This window comes from Pseudomonas sp. GT1P32 (assembly GCF_054897805.1).
The window spans coordinates 5,194,515-5,220,326 of record NZ_CM142704.1 but is presented as its reverse complement, the minus strand read 5'-3'; the positions used below and the strand labels follow the sequence as shown (position 1 = coordinate 5,220,326).

The 25,812-nt window shown below is 60.8% G+C and carries 26 protein-coding genes; 9 read left to right on the top strand and 17 right to left on the bottom strand.

Annotated elements, in window-relative coordinates; translation table 11 throughout:
- The first annotated feature begins 117 nt into the window (after positions 1-117).
- The 5 genes from leuS (at position 118) to ACYZUC_RS23905 (ending at position 6,233) form a co-directional block, all read left to right on the top strand.
- Entirely contained in the window at positions 118-2,724 is a 2,607-nt protein-coding gene (leuS, locus tag ACYZUC_RS23925) for a leucine--tRNA ligase (RefSeq protein ID WP_461990789.1), read from the top strand.
- Between the two features lie 87 nt (positions 2,725-2,811).
- Positions 2,812-3,417 (top strand): LPS-assembly lipoprotein LptE, encoded by a 606-nt coding sequence (locus ACYZUC_RS23920; protein ID WP_461990787.1) that lies wholly within the window; start codon positions 2,812-2,814, stop codon positions 3,415-3,417.
- Positions 3,418-3,456: 39 nt separating this feature from the next.
- Complete coding sequence (holA, locus tag ACYZUC_RS23915; RefSeq protein ID WP_461990785.1) at positions 3,457-4,494, top strand: DNA polymerase III subunit delta; 1,038 nt, start codon at positions 3,457-3,459, stop codon at positions 4,492-4,494.
- A gap of 189 nt (positions 4,495-4,683) precedes the next feature.
- Entirely contained in the window at positions 4,684-4,848 is a 165-nt protein-coding gene (gene arfA / locus ACYZUC_RS23910) for an alternative ribosome rescue factor ArfA (RefSeq protein ID WP_008035105.1), read from the top strand.
- 62 nt (positions 4,849-4,910) lie between these two features.
- Entirely contained in the window at positions 4,911-6,233 is a 1,323-nt protein-coding gene (locus ACYZUC_RS23905; RefSeq protein ID WP_461990783.1) for a lytic murein transglycosylase, read from the top strand.
- Between the two features lie 124 nt (positions 6,234-6,357).
- Here the strand turns inward: ACYZUC_RS23905 and ACYZUC_RS23900 are convergent, their stop codons facing one another.
- The 13 genes from ACYZUC_RS23900 to ACYZUC_RS23840 form a co-directional block, all read right to left on the bottom strand.
- Positions 6,358-7,308, bottom strand: a complete 951-nt coding sequence (locus ACYZUC_RS23900) for a S66 peptidase family protein (RefSeq protein WP_461990781.1) — start codon at positions 7,306-7,308, stop codon at positions 6,358-6,360.
- A gap of 159 nt (positions 7,309-7,467) precedes the next feature.
- Positions 7,468-8,493 (bottom strand): lipoyl synthase, encoded by a 1,026-nt coding sequence (gene lipA / locus ACYZUC_RS23895; protein WP_008035102.1) that lies wholly within the window; start codon positions 8,491-8,493, stop codon positions 7,468-7,470.
- 1 nt (position 8,494) lies between these two features.
- Positions 8,495-9,142 (bottom strand): lipoyl(octanoyl) transferase LipB, encoded by a 648-nt coding sequence (lipB, locus tag ACYZUC_RS23890; protein ID WP_128871443.1) that lies wholly within the window; start codon positions 9,140-9,142, stop codon positions 8,495-8,497.
- Positions 9,142-9,417, bottom strand: coding sequence for a DUF493 domain-containing protein (locus ACYZUC_RS23885; RefSeq protein ID WP_008022933.1), 276 nt, complete (start codon positions 9,415-9,417; stop codon positions 9,142-9,144). The genes lipB and ACYZUC_RS23885 overlap by 1 nt, the downstream gene beginning before the upstream one ends.
- Before the next feature lie 86 nt (positions 9,418-9,503).
- Complete coding sequence (locus ACYZUC_RS23880; protein ID WP_008035100.1) at positions 9,504-10,661, bottom strand: D-alanyl-D-alanine carboxypeptidase family protein; 1,158 nt, start codon at positions 10,659-10,661, stop codon at positions 9,504-9,506.
- Positions 10,662-10,843: 182 nt separating this feature from the next.
- On the bottom strand, positions 10,844-11,854 hold the full coding sequence (locus ACYZUC_RS23875; protein WP_008044546.1) for a septal ring lytic transglycosylase RlpA family protein: 1,011 nt from the start codon (positions 11,852-11,854) through the stop codon (positions 10,844-10,846).
- Complete coding sequence (gene mltB / locus ACYZUC_RS23870) at positions 11,854-12,864, bottom strand: lytic murein transglycosylase B (protein ID WP_461990778.1); 1,011 nt, start codon at positions 12,862-12,864, stop codon at positions 11,854-11,856. The genes ACYZUC_RS23875 and mltB overlap by 1 nt, the downstream gene beginning before the upstream one ends.
- Positions 12,865-12,881: 17 nt before the next feature.
- Entirely contained in the window at positions 12,882-13,985 is a 1,104-nt protein-coding gene (gene rodA / locus ACYZUC_RS23865) for a rod shape-determining protein RodA (RefSeq protein ID WP_191623650.1), read from the bottom strand.
- Between the two features lie 31 nt (positions 13,986-14,016).
- Positions 14,017-15,912 (bottom strand): penicillin-binding protein 2, encoded by a 1,896-nt coding sequence (gene mrdA, locus ACYZUC_RS23860; RefSeq protein ID WP_461990776.1) that lies wholly within the window; start codon positions 15,910-15,912, stop codon positions 14,017-14,019.
- 9 nt (positions 15,913-15,921) lie between these two features.
- Positions 15,922-16,389, bottom strand: coding sequence for a 23S rRNA (pseudouridine(1915)-N(3))-methyltransferase RlmH (gene rlmH, locus ACYZUC_RS23855; protein ID WP_007937439.1), 468 nt, complete (start codon positions 16,387-16,389; stop codon positions 15,922-15,924).
- A gap of 9 nt (positions 16,390-16,398) precedes the next feature.
- Entirely contained in the window at positions 16,399-16,893 is a 495-nt protein-coding gene (gene rsfS, locus ACYZUC_RS23850) for a ribosome silencing factor (RefSeq protein ID WP_280162296.1), read from the bottom strand.
- A gap of 72 nt (positions 16,894-16,965) precedes the next feature.
- Entirely contained in the window at positions 16,966-17,655 is a 690-nt protein-coding gene (nadD, locus tag ACYZUC_RS23845) for a nicotinate-nucleotide adenylyltransferase (protein WP_263864901.1), read from the bottom strand.
- A 1-nt stretch (position 17,656) separates the two neighbouring features.
- Positions 17,657-18,928: a glutamate-5-semialdehyde dehydrogenase gene (locus tag ACYZUC_RS23840; protein ID WP_461990773.1), complete on the bottom strand. Its 1,272-nt coding sequence runs from the start codon at positions 18,926-18,928 to the stop codon at positions 17,657-17,659.
- Positions 18,929-19,105: 177 nt separating this feature from the next.
- Between ACYZUC_RS23840 and ACYZUC_RS23835 the strand changes: the two genes are divergently transcribed.
- Positions 19,106-19,804 carry a DNA-3-methyladenine glycosylase gene (locus ACYZUC_RS23835; RefSeq protein WP_032832881.1) on the top strand — a complete coding sequence of 233 codons (699 nt, stop codon included), beginning with the start codon at positions 19,106-19,108 and terminating at the stop codon, positions 19,802-19,804.
- A 175-nt stretch (positions 19,805-19,979) separates the two neighbouring features.
- On the top strand, positions 19,980-21,296 hold the full coding sequence (locus ACYZUC_RS23830; protein WP_461990770.1) for a bifunctional DedA family/phosphatase PAP2 family protein: 1,317 nt from the start codon (positions 19,980-19,982) through the stop codon (positions 21,294-21,296).
- Positions 21,297-21,350: 54 nt separating this feature from the next.
- On the opposite strand, the gene ACYZUC_RS23825 is transcribed toward ACYZUC_RS23830, so the two are convergent.
- The 4 genes from ACYZUC_RS23825 to ACYZUC_RS23810 all read right to left on the bottom strand — a co-directional run bounded on the left by ACYZUC_RS23825 (position 21,351) and on the right by ACYZUC_RS23810 (position 23,324).
- Positions 21,351-21,518: a hypothetical protein gene (locus ACYZUC_RS23825; protein WP_008035083.1), complete on the bottom strand. Its 168-nt coding sequence runs from the start codon at positions 21,516-21,518 to the stop codon at positions 21,351-21,353.
- A gap of 129 nt (positions 21,519-21,647) precedes the next feature.
- Entirely contained in the window at positions 21,648-22,238 is a 591-nt protein-coding gene (locus tag ACYZUC_RS23820; protein WP_008035081.1) for an LON peptidase substrate-binding domain-containing protein, read from the bottom strand.
- A 10-nt stretch (positions 22,239-22,248) separates the two neighbouring features.
- On the bottom strand, positions 22,249-22,965 hold the full coding sequence (locus ACYZUC_RS23815; RefSeq protein ID WP_461990768.1) for an LrgB family protein: 717 nt from the start codon (positions 22,963-22,965) through the stop codon (positions 22,249-22,251).
- On the bottom strand, positions 22,962-23,324 hold the full coding sequence (locus ACYZUC_RS23810; RefSeq protein ID WP_150630363.1) for a CidA/LrgA family protein: 363 nt from the start codon (positions 23,322-23,324) through the stop codon (positions 22,962-22,964). The genes ACYZUC_RS23815 and ACYZUC_RS23810 overlap by 4 nt, the downstream gene beginning before the upstream one ends.
- A 183-nt stretch (positions 23,325-23,507) precedes the next feature.
- On the opposite strand from ACYZUC_RS23810, the gene ACYZUC_RS23805 reads away from it, so the two are divergent.
- Entirely contained in the window at positions 23,508-23,963 is a 456-nt protein-coding gene (locus ACYZUC_RS23805; protein WP_461990765.1) for a MaoC family dehydratase, read from the top strand.
- A 103-nt stretch (positions 23,964-24,066) separates the two neighbouring features.
- Positions 24,067-25,785 (top strand): C13 family peptidase, encoded by a 1,719-nt coding sequence (locus tag ACYZUC_RS23800; RefSeq protein ID WP_461990763.1) that lies wholly within the window; start codon positions 24,067-24,069, stop codon positions 25,783-25,785.
- The last annotated feature ends 27 nt before the right edge of the window (positions 25,786-25,812 follow it).

Genomic DNA, 25,812 nt, shown 5'->3' with positions numbered 1-25,812 from the left:
GCTTCCTGTAACTCCACTTCCAGCTCGTCTGGGCACCGAAACGCCGATTTGGCGTGATCACCGTCCAGCGTCGCATTGAAGAGGATTAGGCCACCCCTATTCAGTTCAAAAGTAGCCATGCACGAACAATATCAGCCCCGTGAAATCGAAGCCGCCGCCCAGTCATTCTGGGACGAGCAAAAGTCCTTTGAAGTCAGTGAACAGCCAGGCAAGGAGACTTTCTATTGCCTGTCGATGTTCCCTTACCCCAGCGGCAAGCTACACATGGGGCATGTGCGCAACTACACCATCGGCGACGTGATCTCCCGCTACCAGCGCATGCAAGGCAAGAACGTCCTGCAACCCATGGGTTGGGACGCCTTCGGCATGCCGGCGGAAAACGCCGCGATGAAGAACAACGTAGCGCCCGCCAAGTGGACCTACGAAAACATCGCCTACATGAAAAACCAGCTGCGCAGCCTCGGCCTGGCGGTGGACTGGTCGCGTGAAGTGACCACCTGCAAGCCCGATTACTATCGCTGGGAACAATGGCTGTTCACGCGCCTGTTCGAAAAAGGCGTGATCTACAAAAAGAGCGGCACCGTGAACTGGGACCCGGTCGACCAGACCGTCCTGGCCAACGAGCAAGTGATCGACGGCCGCGGCTGGCGTTCCGGCGCGCTGATCGAAAAACGCGAAATCCCGATGTACTACTTCAAGATCACCGCGTACGCGGATGAACTGCTGGAGAGTCTCGACGATCTGCCGGGCTGGCCTGAACAGGTCAAGACCATGCAGCGCAACTGGATCGGCAAGTCCCGCGGCATGGAAGTGCAGTTCCCGTACAACGTCGATTCCATCGGCGAAGCTGGCACGCTGAAAGTCTTCACCACCCGTCCGGACACCCTGATGGGCGCGACCTACGTCGCCGTGGCCGCTGAACACCATTTGGCCACCCTGGCCGCGCAGAACAACCCTGAGCTGCAAGCGTTCATCGCTGAATGCAAGGGCGGCAGCGTCGCTGAAGCCGACGTCGCCACTCAAGAGAAAAAAGGCCTGCCGACCGGCCTGTTCGTCGAGCACCCGCTGACCGGCGAGAAGCTGCCGTTGTGGGTCGCCAACTATGTGCTGATGCACTACGGCGACGGCGCCGTCATGGCGGTTCCAGCTCACGACGAGCGTGATTTCGAGTTCGCCCACAAGTACAACCTGCCGGTCAAATCGGTGGTGCGCACCAGTTCAGGTGACACCAACCCGGCGCCGTGGCAAGACGCCTACGGCGAACACGGCACGCTGATCAACTCCGGCGAATTTGACGGCCTCGACTTCGCAGGCGCTTTCGACGCCATGGAAGTCGCGCTGATCAAGAAAAACCTCGGTGCCTCGCGTACCCAGTTCCGCCTGCGCGACTGGGGCATCAGCCGTCAGCGTTACTGGGGCTGCCCGATCCCGATCATCCACTGCGGCACCTGCGGTGACGTGCCGGTCCCGGAAGACCAGCTGCCTGTCGTACTGCCGGAAGATGTGGTGCCGGACGGCGCCGGTTCGCCATTGGCCCGCATGCCCGAGTTCTACGAGTGCACTTGCCCGAAATGCGGCGCACCGGCCAAGCGTGAAACCGACACCATGGACACCTTCGTCGAGTCCTCGTGGTACTACGCCCGCTACGCCTCGCCGCACTATGAAGGCGGCCTGGTGGAAAAATCCGCAGCCGACCATTGGCTGCCGGTGGATCAGTACATCGGCGGCATCGAACACGCGATTCTTCACCTGCTCTACGCGCGCTTCTTCCACAAGCTGATGCGCGACGAAGGCCTGGTGAGCTCCAACGAGCCGTTCAAGAACCTGCTGACCCAAGGCATGGTGATCGCCGAGACTTACTATCGTCGCGAAGCCAATGGTGCTTACACCTGGTTCAACCCGGCGGACGTCGAACTCGAACGCGACAGCAAGGCCAAGGTCATCAGCGCCAAGTTGATCGCCGACGGCCTGCCGGTGGAAATCGGCGGCACCGAGAAGATGGCCAAGTCCAAGAACAACGGCGTCGACCCTCAGTCGATGATTGACCAGTTCGGCGCAGACACCTGCCGCCTGTTCATGATGTTCGCCTCGCCGCCTGACATGAGCGCGGAATGGTCCGACTCCGGCGTAGAAGGTTCGCACCGCTTCCTCAAGCGCGTCTGGCGTCTGGCCCAAGCGCACGTGACTCAGGGCCTGCCGGGCAAACTGGACATCGCCAGCCTGAACGACGAACAGAAAGTCATTCGCCGTTCGATCCACCAGGCCATCAAGCAGGCCAGCCACGACGTTGGCCAGAACCACAAATTCAACACCGCCATCGCTCAGGTGATGACGCTGATGAACGTGTTGGAAAAAGCCCCGCAGGCGACCGAACAGGATCGCGCGCTGGTTCACGAAGGTCTGGAAACCGTGACGCTGCTGCTGGCTCCGATCACCCCGCACATCAGCCATGAGCTGTGGCATCGCCTGGGTCACGCCGATCCGGTGATCGACGCCGGTTGGCCAGTGCTGGACGACAGCGCACTGGTGCAGGACAGCCTGACACTGGTTATCCAGGTCAACGGCAAGCTGCGCGGCCAGATCGAAATGCCGGCCAGCGCGACTCGTGAAGAGATCGAAGCCGCTGCCCGTATCAACGAAAACGTGCTGCGTTTTGTCGATGGCCTGACTATTCGAAAAGTGATCGTAGTGCCCGGGAAACTGGTCAATATCGTCGCCAGCTAATTGGATCAGGCGCCAGGTGAGCCTGGCGCCGAGTAAAACCTTTCGGGCCGCATGATCGGCCCACATGGTTTCAAGGGGAGCAACAAGATGATCAAACGCAATTTGCTGGTGATGGGCCTCGCGGTCCTGTTGAGCGCCTGCGGTTTCCAGCTGCGCGGCACCGGCACCTATGAAATGGCGATCAAGGAAATCGACCTGAGCGCGCGCAATTCCTACGGTGAAACCGTGACGCTCATGCGTCAGGTGATGGAAAACAGCGGCATCAATGTCCACCCCGGCGCACCTTACAAACTGGTGCTGGCCGACGAAAAAGAAACCCAGCGCATTCTCAGCTACGCAGGTGCCGGCCGTACTGGCGAGTATGAGCTGAATACCGTGCTCGACTACGTCATCCTGGGTCGGAACGACCTGCTGCTGGTGAGCGACAAGATTGAAATGCAGCGAGTCTTCATTCACGACGGCAACAACCTGGTGGGTTCCGACCAGGAAGCCGCCGATGCCCGCAAGGACACGCGTCGTGAAATGGTTCAACGCATGATGATCCGCATGCAACAGCTCACCCCAGCTCAGCTGGATCAGTTGCAAGAGACCGCCGAAGCCAGGGCCAAGGCTGAAGCCGCGGCACTGGAAGCAGCGCAAAAGGCTGAAGCGGAAACGCCGCGTCAGTCGCCTATCGAAATCCCGCAGCAATAAGACTTACGGGGCGCTCAGGCGCCCCGTTTGCCCTCGCCTATGAAACTCGCCCCCGCCCAACTCGCCAAACACCTGCAAGGTGCACTCGCGCCGGTCTACATCATCAGTGGCGACGATCCGCTGCTGTGTCAGGAAGCCGCCGACGCCATTCGTGCAGCCGCCCGTCAACAGGGCTTCGATGAACGCCAAGTGTTCGCCGCCGACGCCAGTTTCGACTGGGGAACGCTGCTGCAAGCCGGCGCAAGCATGTCGTTGTTCGCTGAAAAACGCCTGCTGGAACTGCGTCTGCCGTCCGGCAAGCCCGGTGACAAAGGCGCAGCTGCATTCATCGAGTACTGCTCGCGACCGGCCGAAGACACCGTGTTACTGATCAGCCTGCCGAAGCTCGACGGCAGCGCGCAGAAAACCAAGTGGGGCAAGGCGCTGGTCGAAGGTCAGCACACTCAGTTCGTGCAAATCTGGCCGGTTGACGCCAGCCAGTTGCCGGGCTGGATCCGGCAGCGCTTGTCCCAGGCTGGCCTGTCCGCCAGCCAGGACGCCGTGGAACTGATCGCCGCGCGAGTTGAGGGCAACTTGCTGGCGGCCGCGCAAGAGATCGAAAAGCTCAAGCTGATGGCCGAAGGCGGGCAGATTACCGTCGAAACCGTGCAAGCCGCAGTGGCCGACAGCGCGCGCTTCGATGTCTTTGGCCTGACCGATGCGATTCTCAACGGCGAGGCTGCTCACGCCCTGCGCATGCTCGAAGGGCTGCGCGGTGAAGGCGTCGAACCGCCGGTGATTCTCTGGGCGCTGGCCCGGGAACTGCGCTTGCTGGCCAACCTCTCGCTGCAATACAGCCAGGGCGTGCCGCTGGACAAAGCCTTCAGTTCTGCTCGACCGCCGGTCTGGGACAAACGCAAACCGCTGATGAGCAAAGCCCTGCAACGTTACTCGGCGCAACGCTGGGCACAGTTGTTGTTGGAAGCACAGCGCATCGACGCACAGATCAAAGGTCAGGCGGCGGGTTCGCCGTGGATGAGTTTGAGTCGGTTGTCGTTGTTGATGGCTGGGCAGCGGCTGACATTGCCTGCCGAGTAAGGCGTTCGACCGCATAACAGCCATTCGCGGGCAAGCCTCGCTCCTACAGGTTTAGCATCGGATCTGTAGGAGCGAGGCTTGCCCGCGAAGGCGTCCGAAAGGTCCTACGCAATGTGGGGTCTAGACAGAACCCCAACTTCGGCAGATTATTTCCCCCCGCAAAACCCCACTCAATCGAGAGATCCGATCATGAGCAAAAAGCCATCTAAACATGGCCCCAACAAGGCCAAATCCATCATCGCCCAGCCACTGTTCCGCAGCCGTCAGGAACGAGCCGGCAAGGGCAAAGGCAGCTACCGCCGCGAAGCCTTCCAGTCTGACAACTGGGAGGCTTCTTACTTTCTGGCGGCCTGAAAGGCAAGCCATCGCTCAACATGTTAAGGTCTGCACCTGATCCGTATTCCCTGGACCCGTGCATGCCCCTTTGTATTTCCCGTCGTTGGCATTTGCGCCAATTGATTGCTGCCTCCAGCCTCGTTCTGCTTGTCGCCTGCGCGGAAAAACCGACCGCCGCCGACGCCCAACCGCTTCAGACCCTTCCCGTCGCGACAGCCCCTGCGGTGATCCCGTCCGTGGTGCCGACCGGTGAAAATCTCGACATCCAGCCAACCCAGACCTTCGCCGAATGGCAAGCGGGTTTCCGCAAGGATGCGCTGGCAGCCGGCATCCGCGCTGATCTGTTCGACCGCGCCTTCGCCAATGTCAGCCTGGACACCAGCGTGATCCGTGCCGACCGCAGCCAACCGGAGTTTTCCCGCCCGGTGTGGGAATACCTCGATGGCGCCCTGTCGCCGCTGCGCGTGCGCAAAGGTCAGGCACTGGTCGGCCAATACGCCGACATCCTGCAAAGCATCGAACAACGCTACGGCGTCGATCGGCAGGCACTGGTCGCGGTGTGGGGCATGGAAAGCAACTTCGGCCAGTTTCAGGGCAGCAAGTCGGTGATCAACTCCCTGGCGACCCTGGCCTACGAAGGTCGGCGCCCTGGTTTCGCCCACGCGCAATTGATCGCGGCCCTGCAGATCCTGCAACAGGGCGACATCGCGCCGGAGAAAATGCTCGGCTCCTGGGCCGGCGCCATGGGCCAGACCCAGTTCATCCCGACCACCTACAACACCCACGCCGTGGACTTTGATGGCGACGGCCGTCGCGACATCTGGGGCAGCTCCGCCGACGCCCTGGCGTCGACCGCGCACTACCTGCAAAGCTCTGGCTGGCAGAAAGGCCAGCCCTGGGGCTTTGAAGTGCAGTTGCCGGGCAGCTTCAACTACGTGCTGGCCGATGGCTCGATTCGCAAGAGCGTCGCCGAATGGCAGCAATTGGGCGTCACGCTGCCTAACGGTGGCCAGGTTCCGGCCGGCTCGGAACACCTGTCGGCGGCCCTGCTGCTGCCGGCGGGCTATCGTGGCCCGGCATTCCTCGTGCTCGACAACTTCCGTGCGATCCTCAAGTACAACAACTCGTCGTCCTATGCGCTGGCCGTCAGTTTGTTGGCCGGGCGCTTCAACGGCGCGGGTTTCATCAATGGCACCTGGCCCAAGGATGATTTGCCGCTGAGCCGTACCGAACGGATCGAGCTGCAAAACCTGCTGAGCGCGCAGAAGTATGACGCGGGCACCGCCGACGGAATCATCGGCGCCAACACCCGCAAAGCGATCCGCAGCGCCCAGCAGTCGTTTGGCTGGCCGGCGGACGGGTATCCGACGCACAAGTTGCTCGAAGGCCTGCGCAACCGCTAAAAGCTTCGCGGGCAAGTCGGATCGCCGCACCGCTCGTTCCTACAAGGGATATGTAACTCCTGTAGGAGCGAGCGGTGCGGCGATCCGACTTGCCCGCGAAGACTGACTATCAGGCGCTGTAAAACTATCGCCTGATCACAACATCCTGCTCCAACACCAATTCCTTATTGCCCGCATCCAACCGGACCAGTGCCCCCATCGGCAATGTCAGGTTCGGATCGCAATGCCCGCTGCGCCACCCGGCCAGTACCGGAATCCGCAACGGCTCGAACGTCTGCTTGAGCAACCGCTCCAGCGCCACCGTATCCACTCCCGCCACATCCCCCACCAGAACCCCGCGCAACTTGCCCAGCGTGCCGGCCAGACGCAGATGAGTCAGCAGCCGGTCAATGCGGTACAACGGCTCGTTGATGTCCTCGATAAGCAGGATGACGCCCTCGGCCTCGATTTCATAAGGCGTGCCCATGGTCGCGGCAATCATCGACAGATTACCGCCCAGCAACCGCCCGTGAGCGATGCCGGGCTCGATTGTGGTCAACGGGTAAGCCACCGGGTGCGTCAACACACTGCCCGCCTTCACCTGCCCCCTGAGCATGTTGAAAAACGAGGACTCGGTAGGCTTTTGCTTGTCCCCCAACAAATCAGCGTTGAGCAGCGGACCATGAAAAGTCACGAACCCGGCATAACGGCTGATCGCCAGGTGCAGCGCCGTGATATCGCTGTAGCCGATGAACGGCTTGGCGTTGTTCTGCAATAGTTCGAAATCAATGCGATCAAGCAAACGCGGCGTGCCGTAACCACCGCGCAGGCAAATGATGGCATCGACCTCGCTGTCCGCGAACGCGGCATGCAGGTCATTGAGCCGCACGTCGTCACTGCCGGCCAGGTAGCCTTCCTGCTCATACACACCAGGGAAAATCCGCAACGCGTAACCGCGCGCGCGCATCCAGCTGATGGCTTTATCGGTGTCCAGTGCCGCGGGGCCTGCGGGCGCAATGACACCGATCAGCCCTTGCGAGGGCAAGGCCGGAACAGGTTTGTGGGGAAAAAGAGTGTGGGTCGGTCGAACGGTCATCCATGAATCTCCCTGCGCGAAAGCTTCTGCACACAGTAGTCAGGAACGGGAATAAACAGAAGAGGGACAGTCGCCCCACAGCGTGCAGGAAAAGACTGTAGTTGCCGTAGGCACGGCCAAAAAAAGCCCGCAAGGCTGAAAAGCCTTGCGGGCGTTTTGTTACAACGACGAGATCAGTTCGGCTTTAACCAGCTTCGCCTGCTCGTCGGCGTGGTACGAAGAACGTACCAACGGACCGGAAGCGACGTTCTTGAAGCCCATCTTGTAACCTTCCTCGGCGAACCAGGCGAAGGTGTCCGGGTGCACGAAACGCTGCACCGGCAAGTGGCTGCGGGACGGTTGCAGGTACTGGCCGAGGGTCAGCATGTCGATGTCGTGCTCGCGCATGCGCTTCATGACTTCGATGACTTCTTCGTCGGTCTCGCCCAGACCCAGCATCAGGCCGGACTTGGTCGGAATGTGCGGCATCATCTGCTTGAAGCGTTGCAGCAGGGTCAGCGACCACTGGTAGTCCGAACCCGGACGCGCAGCCTTGTACAGGCGCGGCACGGTTTCCAGGTTGTGGTTGAACACATCCGGTGGCTCGGCGGCGGTGATTTCCAGCGCCACGTCCATGCGCCCACGGTAGTCCGGGACCAGGGTTTCGAGCTGCACGTTCGGCGACAGCTTGCGGATTTCGCGGATGCAGTCGGCAAAGTGCTGGGCACCGCCGTCACGCAGGTCGTCGCGGTCAACCGAAGTGATCACTACGTATTTCAGTTTCAGGTCGGCGATGGCAATGGCCAGGCTTTCCGGCTCATTCACGTCCAGTGGTTTCGGACGGCCGTGACCAACGTCGCAGAACGGGCAGCGACGGGTGCAGATGTCGCCCATGATCATGAAGGTCGCGGTGCCGCCGGAGAAGCACTCGCCCAAGTTCGGGCAGGACGCTTCTTCGCACACGCTGTGCAGCTTGTGTTTGCGCAGCAACGCCTTGATGCGGTCGACTTCCGGGGAAACCGGGATGCGCACGCGGATCCAGTCAGGTTTCTTCGGCAGTTCGGTGGTAGGAATGATCTTTACCGGGATGCGTGCAACCTTCTCGGCGCCGCGCAGCTTGACGCCGGCTTCAACCTTGGCACGCGGGGCCGGACGCTCGGTGACATCCAGCGTCGGGATCATGGTTTGCACTGCATCAGTAGTCATATCAGTCGATTCCGCCCGTTAGGGTCGTCTGCTCAGCATAGTCGAGGTGTTTGACGAGCTGCGCGCGCAGCCGGGCACTTACCTCGGCAAATTCAATCGATCCTGCGTGATCGCTCAGCTGGGTCATCGCCAGCCCGGCGTAGCCGCAGGGATTAATCCGTCGAAACGGTTCCAGGTTCATGTCCACGTTCAGGGCCAGGCCATGAAAGGAACAACCGTGGCGGATCCGCAGACCCAGGGAAGCGATTTTCGCCCCATCGACGTAGACGCCCGGTGCATCCGGCTTGGCCGCAGCCGTCACGCCGTAGCTGGCCAGCAGCTCGATCAGGCAGTGTTCCATGCGGGTGACCAGGTCACGCACGCCGAAACCCAGCTTGCGCACATCGAGCAACAGATAGGCCACCAACTGGCCGGGACCGTGATAGGTCACCTGACCACCGCGATCGACCTGCACCACCGGAATATCTCCCGGCAGCAACAAGTGCTCGGCCTTGCCGGCCTGGCCCTGGGTGAACACCGGCGGGTGCTCAACCAGCCAGATCTCGTCCGCGGCATCGCTGCCGCGTTCGTTGGTGAAGCGTTGCATGGCATGCCAGACCGGCTCGTACGCCATCTGGCCGAGCTCGCGAAAGCCCAGCGTGCCAGACATCACAGCACCATGTGCACGAAGCCGGTAGCCCGCAGTTCGCTGTTGATGTTGTACAGCTGGTCCTGGTCGGTGGCGACGATGTGCAATTGAATCGTGGTGTATTTGCCGTTGGTGCTTTGGCGTTCATCCACACGGTCATGGTTGATCGTCGCGTGTTTCTTGACGATCTCGATGATCCTGTCTTTGTTGCCAACACCGGTATCGCTGATCACCTTAACCGGGTAATCAACGTTGGGGAATTCGATCTTGGGCGCCTTTACTTCAGTATCGGTCATGGCGTAACGGCCTCGTAAGCGTAAGCCGTGGCGACGGGCATGACCCCGCGCCGGATGAGCGCGGGACCATGCAGGTGCACACTAATTCAGTTGAACAAGCCGTAGAAGAATAGACGGATGCTATCCCACATGCGACGGAAGATACCACCCTCTTCGACGCCATCCAGAGCGATCAGGTCAGCGCTGTGCACCACCTTGTCGTCCAGTTTGACTTCGACTTTACCGATCACGTCGCCCTTGGCGATTGGCGCAACCAGTTGCGGGTTCATGGTCATGCTGGCAGCGAGCTTTTTCAGCTGGCCTTTTGGCAGGGTCATGGTCAGGTCTTCAGCCAGGCCGGCCTTGACTTGATTGGTGGAGCCTTTCCAGACAGGGGCCTGAGCCAGCTCGGCGCCTTTCTGATAGAAGGTCTGGGTTTCGAAGAAACGGAAACCGTAGGTCAGCAGCTTCTGGGTTTCCGACGCACGAGCCACTTCGCTGTTGGTGCCGAACACCACGGCGATCAGGCGCATGCCATCACGTACGGCCGAAGACACCATGCAGTAGCCGGCTTCGTCGGTGTGGCCGGTTTTCAGACCGTCGACGGTCTTGTCGCGCCACAGCAGCAGGTTACGGTTAGGTTGCTTGATGCCGTTCCAGAAGAACTCTTTCTGCGAGTAGATCGCATAGTGAGCCGGGTCTTCGTGGATGATGGCGCGAGCCAGCACGGCCATGTCGTGAGCCGACGAGTAGTGCTCAGGGTTCGGCAGACCGGTCGGGTTCATGAAGTGGCTGTTGGTCATGCCCAGGTCGGCCACGGTTTTGTTCATCATGTCGGCGAAAGCGTCTTCGCTGCCGGCGATGTGCTCGGAGAGCGCAACACTGGCGTCGTTACCCGACTGAATGATGATGCCGTGCAGCAGGTCGCTGACGGTCACTTGCGAACCGACCTTGATGAACATCCGCGAACCGCCGGTGCGCCAGGCGTTTTCGCTGACGGTCACCGGGTCGTTTTCGCCGATCTGGCCGCGACGGATTTCCAGGGTCGCGATGTACGCGGTCATCAGCTTGGTCAGGCTGGCTGGTGGCAGACGCTGGTCACCGTTGTTCTCGACCAGCACGTTGCCGCTGCTGGCATCCATGAGCACATAGGCTTTGGCGGCCAGTTGTGGCGGCGACGGCATCATCTCGACCGCAAAAGCGGCAGGCGAGAGGAGCAGCGGGACTAGAAGGCACAGGCGTTTGGCAAAGGTGGTGATGTTCATCCGTCTCTCGAAATCGCTAATGGAAACTGCCCGAAGGCAAAACTAATCAGACAGCTTTCTAACGAGCTGTCGCGTGTTCAGTCGTTCACTCAGAACCCTTGCCGGGCTTTTGTTCTTCAACGAGCCAACAACCAGGTTCACCCCTCAAAACCGCAAGTGAACCGTCAATCAAGTACTACGTATTACTCGGCGGTGACCACGCTCGGCGAACCGAGATTGGCCAGGCGCACGCTGTTCTGCACTTGCTGGATTTCACCCGGCGAGCCGATCGGCCCCAGGCGCACCCGATGCAGTGTCTGTTGATTGCGCACGATCGAGCTGATGAACACCGGAGCGCTCACCATCCCGCTGAGCTTCGATCTCAGGAGTTCTGCAGCGTCCGGGTTGGCGAACGCGCCCACCTGCAGATACTGGCCAGAGGCTGGTACAGAAGCGTTTTTTTTTGCATCGATCTGCACGGGCACGACGGCCGCAGCGTGTTGCTGCGGCGGCGGTGTCCATTGCTCGACCGTGCCGGCCGATGCGGTAATCGTCGGCGCCGCATTTTGCGCTACTTGCGGCTCGTTGAGCATCAAAGGCGCCGGACGGCCTTTGGCCGCCCACCATTGCTGCGGGTCGATGCCTTCGACCTTGACCCGTGCGGTGCCGGTTTCGGCGTAGCCGAGTTTCTTCGCGGCAGCGTAGGACAAGTCGATGATGCGATCCGAGTAAAACGGCCCGCGATCGTTGACCCGCAAAATCACTGACTTGTTGTTGTCCAGGTTGGTCACCCGAACGTAACTCGGCAGTGGCAAGGTCTTGTGAGCGGCGCTCATTCCATACAGGTCGTAAACCTCGCCATTGGCAGTGTTCTGACCGTGAAACTTGGTGCCGTACCACGACGCCGTGCCCGAGGCGACGTAGGTCTTGGATTCTTGCAGCGGGAAGTAAGTCTTGCCCAGCACGGTGTACGGGTTGGCCTTGTAAGGGCCGGTGTGCAGGGTCGGCGTGGCATCCGGGATGCGCGACACGTCGACGTCCCACCACGGTGCGCCATCTTTGTGGGCGCGGTTGATGTCCAGCCCCGGCGCCGAGCGCACGGCGGTGGATGATTTCTGCGACGGTGCGCGGCTGGTCGAACAACTGGCGACCAGCACTGCCAACGCGGCGAATGCCATCAGCTTCAGGGGTTTATTCATAGGCAATGCCCGCATTACTTGACGCCCCGTGCTTGGACCAGCTGTTCAGACAGTTGATGTACGGCCATGGCGTACATCACGCTGCGGTTATAACGCGTGATTGCGTAAAAATTCGTCAGACCCATCCAGTATTCAGGGCCATTGTCACCTTCCAGGCGGAATGCCGTGACCGGCATATCATCGCGCAGCGCATCATGACTTGACCACCCTAGAGCCCGCAACTCCCCGACGGTTTTAGTCGGTTCTATACCGGTGGTCAAACCTTCGTCGACCTGATCGCCACGCACATCGGCGCGGCTGACCACTGGTTCGCCGGCCACCCAGCCGTGACGCTTGAAATAACTGGCGACGCTGCCGATGGCATCGTCCGGATTGGTCCAGATATTAATGTGGCCGTCACCGTCAAAGTCCACCGCATAGGCGCGGAAGCTGCTCGGCATGAACTGCGGCAAGCCCATCGCCCCGGCGTAGGAGCCTTTTAGGGTCAATGGATCAACCTGCTCTTCCCGGGCCAGCAACAGGAATTCACGCAATTCCTTACGGAAAAATTCGGCACGGGGAGGATAGTCGAAACCCAGGGTCGACAAGGCGTCGATTACCCGGTAATTGCCGGTATTTCGACCGAAAAACGTCTCAACGCCGATGATCGAGACAATCACTTGGGCCGGCACGCCATATTCCTGCTCGGCACGGGCAAGTACCGCCTCGTGCTGCCGCCAGAAATCCACGCCGCGTGCGATGCGCGCGTCGGTGATGAACATCGGGCGGTATTCTTTCCACTGTTTGACCCGTTCGGCGGGCTTGGAGATCGCGTCCAGAATCGACTGCTTGCGCTCGGCCTCGCGGAACACGCCCATCAGCTGTTCACCGGCGAAACCGTAGTCGCGGGTCATTTCACCGACGAATTCGGCCACCTGGGGGGTGCCTTCGTAATCGCCGGCCAACGCGTCCTGCGCGATGCCAAGGATGCTTACCAGGCTGACCCATGGCGCATTTCGAGTCGCCCAGCCACGCATTACTTGCATTGAAATCTTCACCTTATTCAAACCTGTGCGATCCACTTACGATGGGTATGGATCGACATCAAAACCCCAAACGCTGACAGCAGCGTTACCAGCGAAGTTCCTCCGTAGCTAATGAACGGCAACGGCACCCCTACAACCGGCAACAGGCCACTGACCATACCGATGTTGACGAAAACGTAAACAAAAAACGTCATGGTCAAGGCGCCCGCGAGCAGTTTGCCGAACAATGTCTGGGCCTGGGCGGTAATCACCAGCCCGCGACCGATCAACAGCAGGTAAATCAGCAGCAGTGCGCAGATGCCCACCAGGCCGAACTCTTCACCCATCACCGCAATAATGAAGTCGGTGTGGCTTTCCGGCAGGAAGTCGAGGTGCGACTGGGTGCCCAACAGCCACCCCTTGCCGAACACGCCGCCGGAACCGATGGCGGCTTTCGACTGAATGATGTTCCAGCCGGTGCCCAGCGGATCGCTTTCCGGGTCGAGGAACGTCAGGATTCGTTGCTTCTGGTAGTCGTGCATGATGAAAAACCACATCGCCACGGCCACCGGCACAGCGGCGGCCAGCACGCTGATGATCCAGCGCCAGCGCAGCCCGCCCATGAACAAAACGAATGCGCCACCCGCGAGGATCAGCAGCGAAGTGCCGAGGTCGGGCTGACGTACGATAAGAATGAACGGCAAACCGATCAGGAACAGACTGACGCCCACATGCTTGAGCTGCGGCGGCAAGGTGCGTTTGGACAAGTACCAGGCGATGGTCGCCGGCATCAGGATCTTCATGAACTCCGAAGGCTGGAAGCGGATCACCCCCGGAATGTTGATCCAGCGCGTGGCGCCCATAGCGTTGTGGCCCATGACGTCCACCACCACCAGCAACAGCACGCCGACGACATAACCGACCGGCACCCAACGGGCCATGAAGCGCGGCTCGAACTGGGCGATGACGATCATCGACACCAGGCCGATGCCGAACGAAGTGGCTTGCTTGGCCAGCAAATCCCAGCTCTTGCCGCTGGCCGAATACAGCACGAACAGGCTGCCGGCGGCGAGGGTCAGCAGCAGGATCAGCAGCGGGCCGTCAATGTGCATGCGTTGCAACAGCGTCGCACGGCGACGCATCACATCCTCGCTGGAGAGGATGCGATCGAAATTACTCTTCACGGGCCGTAGCCTCCGCACTGGTAGGGCTGGCGTATTCGGCTTTCAGTCGGCCGTCCTGGTCGAGGAGCCAGGCGTCCATGACTTGACGCACCACAGGCGCGGCGACACCGGAACCGGACTCGCCGTTCTCGACCATCACCGACACCACGATTTTCGGGTCGTCGGCCGGCGCGAAGCCAACAAACAAGGCGTGGTCGCGATGACGCTCCTGAACCTTCGAGCGGTCGTACTTCTCGCCCTGTTTGATCGCGACCACCTGGGCTGTACCACTTTTGCCGGCGATCCGGTATTGCGCGCCGATCGAGGCCTTGCGCGCCGTACCGCGGGCACCGTGCATCACCTGCTGCATGCCGTGGTTGACCTTGGTCCAGTCGGACGGATCACGCAGGATGATGTCCGGCATCGGGTTTTCATCCTTCGGCCGCTCGCCTTCGACGGTCTTGGCCAGGTGCGGACGGTTCCACACACCTTTGTTGGCCACCAGCGCCGTGGCCTGGGCCAGTTGCAGCGGCGTGGATTGCATGTAGCCCTGACCGATCCCGAGAATCAGCGTTTCACCCGGGAACCAGGCCTGGCGCCGGGTCGCGCGCTTCCACTCGCGGGACGGCATCAGCCCCGGCGACTCTTCGAACATGTCCAGCGAGACCTTTTGGCCGATGCCGAACTTGCCCATGTAGGCCGACAAGCGATCAATCCCCAGCTTGTGGGCCAGGTCATAGAAGTAGGTGTCGTTGGACCGCATGATCGCCGTGTCCAGATCGACGTAGCCGTCACCTGTACGGTTCCAGTTGCGATACTTGTGATCGTAATTGGGCAGCATGTAGTAGCCGGGGTCAAAGACCCGGGTCGACGCGGTGACAACGCCCGAATCCAGGCCCGCGATGGCCACCGCTGGCTTGATGGTCGAACCCGGCGGGTAAAGACCACGCAGCACGCGGTTGAACAACGGCCTGTCGATGGAATCACGCAGTTCGGAATAAGCCTTGAAGCTGATGCCGGTCACAAACAGGTTCGGGTCGAAACTCGGCTGACTGACCATTGCCAGCACTTCACCGGTTTTCGGGTCCAGCGCGACCACCGCACCACGGCGACCGCCGAGTGCCGCTTCGGCCGCTTCCTGCAATTTGATGTCCAGGCTCAGGACGATGTCCTTGCCGGGAATCGGATCGGTACGCTTGAGCACCCGCAACACGCGGCCTCGTGCGTTGGTTTCGACTTCCTCGTAACCCACCTGGCCATGCAGTTCGGGCTCGTAGAAACGCTCGATGCCGGTCTTGCCGATGTGGTGGGTGCCGCTGTAATTGACCGGATCGAGAGACTTCAGCTCTTTCTCGTTGATCCGCCCCATGTAACCCACCGAGTGCGCAAAGTGCGCGCCCTGCGGGTAATGCCGCACCAGTTGCGCAACCACTTCCACACCCGGGAGGCGGAACTGGTTCACGGCGATGCGGGCGATCTGTTCTTCGGTCAGCTCGAACAAAATCGGCACCGGCTCGAATGGCCGACGCCCCTGACGCATGCGTTTCTCGAAGATCACCCGATCCTCGGGCGTCAGCTCCAGCACTTCGACGATCACGTCGAGCACTTGCTGCCAGTCGCCGGAACGCTCGCGGGTCATGCTCAGGCTGAAACTCGGCCGGTTGTCGGCCACTACTACGCCATTGCGGTCGAAGATCAATCCGCGGGTCGGCGGAATCGGCTGCACATGGACGCGGTTGTTTTCCGACAGGGTCGAGTGGTACTCGTACTGGATCACCTGGAGGAAATACAGGCGCGCGATCAGCACGCCGATCAGCACCACCACTGCAATGGCCCCGAACACGACGCGGCCACGCACCAGACGGGCGTCTTTTTCGTGGTCCTTGATGCGGATCGGCTGGGACATGAGGCAGAACTACTTGTGGTAAGGGTGACCGGACAGAACTGTCCAGGCACGGTACAGCTGTTCGCCGATCAGAATCCGCACCAGCGGGTGCGGCAACGTCAACGGTGACAACGACCAGCGCTGATCGGCCCGCGCACAAACTTCCGGCGCCAGCCCTTCGGGGCCGCCGACCATGAAATTCACCGTGCGCGAGTCCAGCCGCCAGCGATCGAGCTCGACCGCCAACTGCTCGGTGCTCCAGGGCTTGCCATGGACTTCGAGGGTGACAACACGCTCATTAGGCCCGACTTTGGCCAGCATGGCTTCGCCTTCCTGACGGATGAAGCGTGCCACGTCGGCGTTCTTGCCACGGGTGTTGAGCGGTATTTCCACCAGTTCCAGCGCCAGCTCGGACGGAAGACGCTTGGCATATTCATGCCAGCCTTCTTCCACCCATTTGGGCATGCGTGAACCGACGGCGATCAGTCGCAGTCGCACAGCAATCCCTTACAGCTGGTCTTTGTTGAGCTTGGTGAAATGCTCGTGGGTGTTTTCCGGGCTGTGATGCGCAGCGCTGGCCGAACGGCTCTGCTCTGCACCGGCCCACAGGCGCTCCAGGTCGTAGAACTGGCGAGCCGAGGCGGTCATCATGTGCACGATGACGTCGTCCATATCCAGCAGGACCCAGTCGCTGTCGCCCTTGCCTTCTTCACCCAAAGGCTTGACGCCCTGGGCTTTGACGGCCTCGCGGACCTTGTCCAGCATGGCGCCGATCTGGCGGTTGGACGTACCGGTAGCGATGATCATGAAGTCAGTGATGCTCTGCTTTTCACGAACGTCGATGACCTGGATGTCCTGGGCCTTCACGTCTTCCAGGGCTGCCACGGCAACCTTGACCAGCGCTTCGCCAGCCAGCTCAGGGCCGGTTGGAGCTACTACTGGCAGCGGGGCGCTCTTGAATGTGCCTTTGCGCTTTACTTTAGCTACGTCTTTGTCAGTCATATAAAACTCGTTTTGCTCGTATGTTCGGGCGCTTCGCTACACGCATTCACGTGCCTTGAAGCGCACCCTTTTTCAGTTCGACGCACGGTAAAGTCCGTGCGCATCGATGTAGGCCAGGACCGCGTCGGGCACCAGGAAACGTACCGACTTACCGCTGGCCAGCAGTTGACGGATCTGGGTGGCGGATACCGCGAGCGGCGTCTGCCAGACGAATGCAATCTGTCCGCTCGGCCCTTTAAGGGCCAGCGGGTCGCTCACCGAGCGCGCTGCCAGCAGGTTGCGCAAGGCATCCGGCGGTTCGCTGTCGGCATCCGGGCGTTGCAGCACCAGGATGTGGCAATGCTGGAGCAACTCTTCCCAGCGGTGCCAAGTGGGCAGGCCGCAAAATGCGTCCCAGCCCAAAAGTAGAAAAACCTGGTCTTCAGCGGCCAGTTCGGCACGCATCAGTTCCAGGGTGTCGATGGTGTAGGACGGCTTGTCCCGCTGCAATTCGCGGGCGTCCACCACCAACGGCGCCACACCGGCCACCGCGCACTCGACCATCGCCAGACGGTCCTTCGCCGACACCTGCGGCGTACCGCGATGAGGCGGCCTGGCACTCGGTGTCAGGCGTAACTCGTCGAGCGCCAGCGATTCGGCGACTTCCAGCGCACCGCGCAAATGGCCGATGTGCACCGGGTCGAACGTCCCGCCCAGCATACCGATACGTCGAGGCGCAGGTTCGCTGGTGGTTACCGGGGCCGACGGATTAAGGTCGCCCAAGTCAGACCGACGCCTGGCCGCGCAACTGGCCATCACCGACCACGATGTACTTCTCGCAGGTCAGACCTTCGAGACCCACCGGGCCGCGGGCGTGCAGCTTATCAGTAGAAATGCCAATCTCGGCACCCAATCCGTATTCGAAGCCATCAGCGAAGCAGGTCGGGGTGTTGATCATCACCGACGACGAATCGACTTCCGCGACGAAACGCCGGGTGTCCGCAAGGTTTTCGCTGACGATCGAATCGGTGTGATGGGAGCCGTACTTATTAATGTGCTCGATGGCCTGGTCCAGCCCGTCAACCACGCGGATCGAGAGGATCGGAGCCAGGTACTCGGTGTGCCAGTCTTCTTCAGTGGCCACGGCGGCATCAATGATCGACCGCGTGCGCTCGCATCCCCGCAGTTCAACGCCTTTTTCGCGGAACTGGGCAGCCATCGATGGCAGGAAATCTTTGGCAACGGTTTGATCCACCAACAGCGTCTCCATCGCGCCGCAAATGCCATAACGGTAAGTCTTGGCATTGAAGGCAATACGCTGGGCCTTCGGCAGATCGGCGTGGGCACTGACGTAAACGTGGCAGATACCGTCCAGATGCTTGATCACCGGCACGCGCGCATCACGGCTGACGCGTTCGATCAGGCCACGGCCGCCGCGGGGTACGATGACATCGACGTATTCAGGCATGGTAATCAGCGCACCCACAGCAGCGCGATCGGTGGTTTCGACCACTTGAACCACGGCGGCCGGCAGATCGGCTTCGGCCAGACCGCGCTGAATGCAGGCGGCGATGGCACGGTTGGAATGAATCGCTTCGGAACCGCCGCGCAGGATGGTCGCGTTGCCGGACTTCAGGCACAGGCTGGCGGCGTCGATGGTCACGTTGGGCCGGGATTCGTAAATGATCCCGATCACGCCCAGCGGCACACGCATCTTGCCGACCTGAATCCCCGACGGACGGAAGCTCATGTCGCGAATGGCGCCGACCGGGTCCGGCAACGCTGCAACCTGGCGCAAACCGACGATCATGCCGTCGATACGCTCCGGGGTCAGCGCCAGACGTTCCAGCAGTGCAGGTTCCAGGCCATTGGCTCGACCAGCCGCCAGATCCAGCTCATTGGCGGCCGTCAGCTCGGCACGTGCGGCATCCAGCGCATTGGCAGCCGCCTGCAAGGCGCGGTTTTTCTGCGCGGTGCTGGCACGGCCGATGATGCGCGACGCTTCACGGGCGGCGCGACCCAGGCGGGTCATGTAGTCGAGAACGGACTCAGTCATTGTCTGCTGTGATCTTGGCAAAGATGAAAGCGGCAGATTATAGCTGTCGCGTCCCCTGACTAACAGCGGTGACGGGCGGATGGTCGAAATGGAGGGCAATTTGCCGACGTTCAGCCGTGATTAAGCTGCAAATTGTTATCATCACGACTCAATCAGCTTTGATAAATGCCGTTCATCATGTCCAACCTGACTGTTCGTGCGACCGCTGCGGGCCTGCCCACCGGGCTCCCGGACGCATTTTTCGACCGGGATGCGCAAACGCTGGCCCGGGATTTACTTGGCAAAGTCATCCGGCATCGGGTCGGTGAACTGTGGCTCAGCGCCCGGATCATCGAGACCGAAGCCTATTACTTTGAAGAAAAAGGCAGCCATGCCTCTCTCGGCTACACAGAAAAGCGTAAGGCTTTGTTTCTGGATGGCGGCCACATCTATATGTATTACGCCCGGGGCGGCGATTCCCTGAATTTCAGCGCTCAAGGTCCGGGCAATGCGGTTTTGATCAAGTCCGCTTACCCATGGGTCGATGAATTGAGCGGCCCGGCAAGCCTGGCGCAGATGCTGCTGAACAATCCCGACGCCCAGGGCCGCCCTCGCCCGTCGCAAAAACTCTGTGCCGGGCAAACGCTGTTGTGCAAGGCGCTGGGTTTGAAGGTGCCGGTCTGGGACGCCAAGCGTTTCGATCATGAAGTATTGCTGGTGGAGGATGTCGGCCCGGCGCCGGGCCACATCATTCAAACCACACGCTTGGGTATTCCCCATGGGCGCGATGAGCATCTGATGTACCGCTTCGTCGATGCGGCTTACGCGCCGTATTGCACGCGGAACCCGCTGCGACGGGGGCAGGTCGAAGGTCGCGATTATTTTTTGCTCACTTGAACAATGAAAATCCCTTGTAGGAGCAAGCTTGCTCGCGATAGCGGTCTGACAGCCGAAGCAGATGTTGCCTGACACTCCGCCATCGCGAGCAAGCTTGCTCCTACAAGGGTCTGTAGTGTTTTGAAGAGTGCGTTCGGCCTTTGAGGCCAATTGATTATTCAATGGAGTTGTTTTTATGGGCCCATGGCTCGATAGCGTGACCGGATGGCTGACGGTCAACCCGCAATGGCTGGCTGCGGCGGTGTTCATCGTGGCCTTCGTGGAATGCCTGGCGATTGCCGGACTGATCGTACCCGGCACAGTGTTGCTGTTTGCCGTCGCCGTTCTGGCCGGCAGCGGCGCATTGTCGCTGAGCGAAACCTTGCTGCTGGGATTCGTCGCCGGCGTGCTGGGCGATATCGTTTCCTACTTTGTTGGGCGACATTTCCATCAGAACATCCGGCGCCTTCCCGGTCTGCGCCATCACCCGGAGTGGATCGCCGGTGCCGAGGCTTACTTCCAGCGCTATGGCATTGCCAGCCTGCTGGTCGGACGATTCATCGGGCCGCTAAGGCCGATGCTGCCGATGGTCGCCGGGATGTTCGACATGCCATTCCCGCGCTTCGTCGCCGTCAGCCTGCTGGCCGCCGCCGGTTGGAGCGTCGCCTACCTGTTGCCCGGCTGGGCCACGGGCGCGGCGATTCGCTTGCCATTACCGGAAGGTTTCTGGCCTGAGGCCGGGATCGTCGCCGGCAGCATCGCCGTGATGATCGGCCTCAGCGCGACCAGCAGCCTGCGCCGTCATCGCAAGGCCACGATACTGATTGCCGGCATGAGCTTGTTGATTCTGGCCGGATTGTTTATCGGCTACCCGCACCTCACCGCTCTCGACCAGGGTTTGATGACACTGGTGCAGGAACACCGCAGCCCGATGCTCGATGAAGTCGCCGTCACCTTCACGCTGATTGGCGAGTTCCGCAACATGCTGATGTTCAGCGCCCTGCTGACCGTTTTGCTGCTGCTGACCCGGCAATGGCGCCAGGCGATTTTCGCCGGCAGCACGCTGCTGATCACCGCACTCGGCAACACCTTCACCAAGCAGTTTTTCGCCCGGGTGCGCCCGGAAGTCCTGAGCGACCCGCTCACCAGCTACAGCATGCCCAGCGGCCATGCCTCGGGTTCTTTCGCGCTGTTTCTGACGCTCGCCGTGCTGGCCGGTCGCGGACAACCGCCACGGATGCGCCTGACCTGGTTGCTGCTGGGTTGCCTGCCGGCGCTGGCGATTGCCTTGTCACGCGTGTACCTGGGCGCGCACTGGCCAACGGATGTGCTGGCCGGCGCCATGCTGGCGGCGTGCGTGTGTGCGGCGAGCCTGGGGTTGAGTCAACGCCAGACACCGCTCAACGCCATGCCGCCCAAAGTCTGGTGGCTGGTGTTGCCGGCGATGGCGGTGCTATTCGGCTTCTTTGCGCTGCGGCATTTGCCGCACGCGATGTTGCGGTATGCCTATTGATCGAACACAAAAAGCCCGAGCATTGCTCGGGCTTTTTTTATCCAGCGAAATTGTTCAAGTACGTCGAGCTTCGCGTTTTTCGATCAGTGCATCCGCGGCATCGACGGCAGCCTGAGCAGCGACTTCATAGTTGAATCGCTGTTGACTCTTCAGCACTACCAGCATGACCTCAACGGCGCATTGATCCCAGATAGCCTGTTTTTGTGTTGCGTCGGAATCCATTTACATCTTCCTTTTCAAGTGTGAACCCACTTCCTGTGGGCAGACTTGAAACTATGCGCATCCGTAGCTTCCGACAATGCTGGCCTGAAGCCCAAACTGCTACCAAATGCGTTCATCAATCCTTCGCTTTCAAGCAAACAACTCACCCTGCAACTCATCGAGCAGCGCCTGGATCGCATCCAGTCGTTGCTGCGGATCGTCGAGTTGCAGCAGGTCGATCTTGTCCACCTCGGCGAATGGCAGCAGGTACGCCAACTGATTGGCCAGCGACTGTTGCCCGGTCGCTTCGGTGCCCATGTTCAGCGCTTCGACCATCGGGTGTTCGGCCAGGGCCTTGAGCAGTGCGACGAGGTCGGCATCCTCATCCTGCAAGGGTTGCTCCGGTTCGTCTTCCAGCCACTCGACCTCGGCGACGGTCAACTGATCACGCTGAACCTCGGTGCGCAACACGTGAAAACGCCGCCCGCCCTGCACCCGAATGCCCAGCAGGCCATTGTCCTGCTGCTTGAAATCGGTGATCAGCGCCTCACACCCGACCAGCGCATAACCTGACGGGGCGATGCCGACCTCTTCACCCTCAAGGATGCACACCACGCCGAAGCCGCCGCCCTGTTTCATGCAGCGACCAATCATGTCCAGGTAGCGCGCCTCGAAGATCTGCAAATCGAGGATGCAGCCAGGGAACAGCACCGTGTTCAGCGGGAAAAGCGGCAAGCTCATAGACATTTCCTTACACCACCATCGACACCGCCAACGGCAGGAACACCGCCGTGGCCACGCCCATCAGACTCATCGCCAGCGCCGCGAAGGCGCCGCATTCTTCACTTTCCTGCATCGCCACGGCCGTGCCCACCGCATGGGCGGTCATGCCCAGCGCCATGCCACGCGCCTCGGGGCTGTGGACGCCGAGCCGGTTCAGCAGGCTCGGCCCAAAAATCGCCCCGATCACGCCGGTGATCAACACAAAAACCGCCGCCAGCGCCGCGACGCCGCCGATCTGTTCGGCCACCAGCATGGCGATCGGCGAGGTCACCGACTTCGGCGCCATGGTCATCAGGATCATGTGCTCGGCACCAAACGACCACCCCAGCAACACGCCCATGCCGGTGGCAATCACGCCAGCTATCACCAGCGTAGTAAATATCGGCCAGAACAACTGCCGAATCCGCCGCAGGTTGAGGTAAAGCGGCACGGCCAGCGCAACAGTGGCCGGGCCAAGCAAAATACTGAGGATCTCGGTGCTCTTGCGGTACTCAGCGTAGGTCAGGCCGCAGCCGACCAGCACGCCAATGACCAACAGCATGGAGACCAGCACCGGCTGCAGAAAAATCCAGCGGGTTTTCTCGAACGCCGCCAACACCAGCTGATAGGCGCCGAGGGTGATGCCGATGCCGAACAACGGATGATGAATCACCGACACCCAGGCGCCCTGCCAGTCGAAGATCATTGCGAGTCCTCGCGGTGCGCGTGGCGTTTGACCATGCGCTGCATCAGCACACCGGCGAACGCCATGGACAGCAGCAGCGACAACACCAGTGCGCCGACGATGGCCCAGAAGTCCGCGGCAATGTCCTTGGCATAAACCATCACGCCCACGGCCGGCGGCACCAGCAGCAACGGCAGGTAACGCAGCAGGCTGCCGGCCGCCAGGCTCAGCGGTTCGCCGACCTGGCCACGGCTGATCAGGTACACCAGCAGAAGCAGCAGGCCGATGATCGGCCCCGGCAGCACCGGCAAAAACAAATGGTTGATGGCGGTGCCCAGCAATTGGAACAACACCAGCCAGGTCAGGCCACGTAACAGCATCCGTCCTCTCCCCCGAAAAATCGCGCCCGGCATTATAAGCATGCCAACGCTATAGACCGGCATTCGCCAAAAGCATGGTCAGTTGACCGGAGCAATTTGCCATGTTGATCTAAAGTGGTAATCCGGGAGGTCAAATCCCCCCACCTCAAAACTATAAAACCGATGAACCCAAGGAGAGTCTCAATGCCCTATGTTCCTGTTGCAGAGCTCAAAGATTATGTCGGCAAGGAACTTGGACGTTCCGAATGGCTAACTATCGATCAGGAGCGCATCAACCTGTTCGCCGAAGCCACTGGAGACTATCAGTTCATCCACGTCGACCCGGTCAAAGCCGCGCAAACGCCATTTGGCAGCACCATTGCCCACGGTTTCCTGTCGCTGTCGCTGATCCCGAAACTGATGGAAGACATCCTCATCCTGCCTGAAGGCTTGAAGATGGTGGTCAATTACGGCCTCGACAGCGTGCGGTTCATTCAGCCGGTCAAGGTCGATTCGAAAGTGCGCCTCAAGGTCGATCTGACCGAAGTCACCGAGAAGAAGCCCGGCCAATGGCTGCTCAAGGCCACCGCCACGCTCGAGATCGAAGGTTCGGAAAAACCGGCCTATATCGCCGAGCCGCTGTCGCTCTGCTTCGTGTAAACCCTCCCGGATGCGAAGCAGCTCACGCTGTTTCGCGACCTCTCTCTATATCTCAGTCATAGAGCTGCGGCATACTCGGTCGCCTAATTGCCCGGATCCCGCTATGCGCTCACTTGCACTCATTGCCTTGACCCTGATGCTCACCGCTTGCGGCGACAGCGAATCGCTGTTGCCGCCCGATGCGCGCCTGCCGGACGGCGGCCGCTATCGCGGTGACCTGGTCAACGGATTGCTGCAAGGTCAGGGTCGCGTCGATTACCCGAACGGCAGCTGGTACGCCGGCAGTTTCGACAAGGGCCAGTGGCACGGCCAGGGCGAATGGCACGGCAGCAACGGCGAGCTGTATCGCGGCAATTTCAACCTGGGGCTGTTCGACGGCCAGGGCACGCTGACCACCAGCGGCAGCAGCTACACCGGCGGCTTCAAGGCGGGTCGGCGCGAAGGCGAAGGCACCCTCAAAGAAAACGGCATGACCTACCGCGGCGAATTCAAGGCCGATCAATATTCTGGGCTCGGCCGTCTGGAGCTCGAAGACGGCAGCTCGTATCAAGGCCAGTTCACCCATGGCAAACCCAACGGCGAAGGCCAGCGTGGCGACGCCAGCGGCAATCAGTTCACCGGTCATTTCAAGGACGGTCAGCTGGAAGGCAACGGGACATTCAACAGCGCTGAAGGCGACATTTACGTCGGCAGCTTCAAGAACAACCAACTGCACGGCAAGGGCCGCTACGAAAACGCCGACGGTGATGTCTGGCTCGGCCAGTTCAAGGAAGGCTCGCTGAATGGCAAAGGCGAGTTGATCGGCGCGGATGGCAGCCACTACATCGGCCAGTTCAGCGACTGGCGCTTCACCGGTCAGGGCCGACTGAATTTGCCCGACGGCAGTTTCTACATCGGCCAGTTCGACGGCGACAGTTATCAGGGGCGCGGCACGCTGGTGCTGACCGATGGCACCGTGCAGAGCGGCACTTGGGCCAATGGTCAGCGAGTGCGCGATGCCGACGGCAAGCTGTTGCCCGACAGCCTTGAACTCGGCTTGCTGGCCCAGGGCCGCTTGCTCGAAGACGCGCTGGCCAATGTGCCGGCTTCGACCCCGGCGATCGAGTTGTACACCTTGACCGTCGGCGGTGACGGCAAGCAGAGCGTGTTCCTGCGCGAATCCGATTATGTCAGCAACATGCTCACCAGCCGTTTCGGTGCGTTTGGCCAGATCCGCCTGGTGAACCATCGCGACCACCTCGTCGACCGGCCGATGGCCACCCGGGAAAACCTGCGCCGTGCGGCGCTGACGCTGGCCGAGCGCAGCGGCCCGGAAGACCTGATCTTCATCTACCTGACCAGCCACGGCACCAGCGAACACGAACTGGTGCTCGACCAGCCACGCATGGAGCTGTCCGACCTGCCGGCCAACGAACTCGGCGCCGTGCTCGCCCCGCTGAAAAACCGCGACAAGATCATCGTGATTTCGTCTTGCTACTCCGGTGGTTTCATCCCCGCCCTCAAGGACGAACGCACCCTGATCATGACCGCGTCGCGTGCCGACCGCGTGTCCTTCGGGTGCTCGGAAGAAGCCAACTTCACCTACTTCGGTGACGCGCTGTTCGCCCAGGCCCTGAACCAGACCGACGACCTGGAACAAGCCTTCAAGCTGGCAAAGGCCACCGTGGCCGAGCGTGAACTGGCGGACAGCTTCGAAGCCTCTGAACCGCAAATCTGGGCGCCGAAAACCGTTCTCTCCCATTGGCAGCTGTTACGCAAACAGCAGGCACGAAAAGCGCTACAAAGTGTCTCTATCGACAGCAAGGACGCAAAGAGCAACTAAGCTGATCAGTATCAAGGGGGACATATT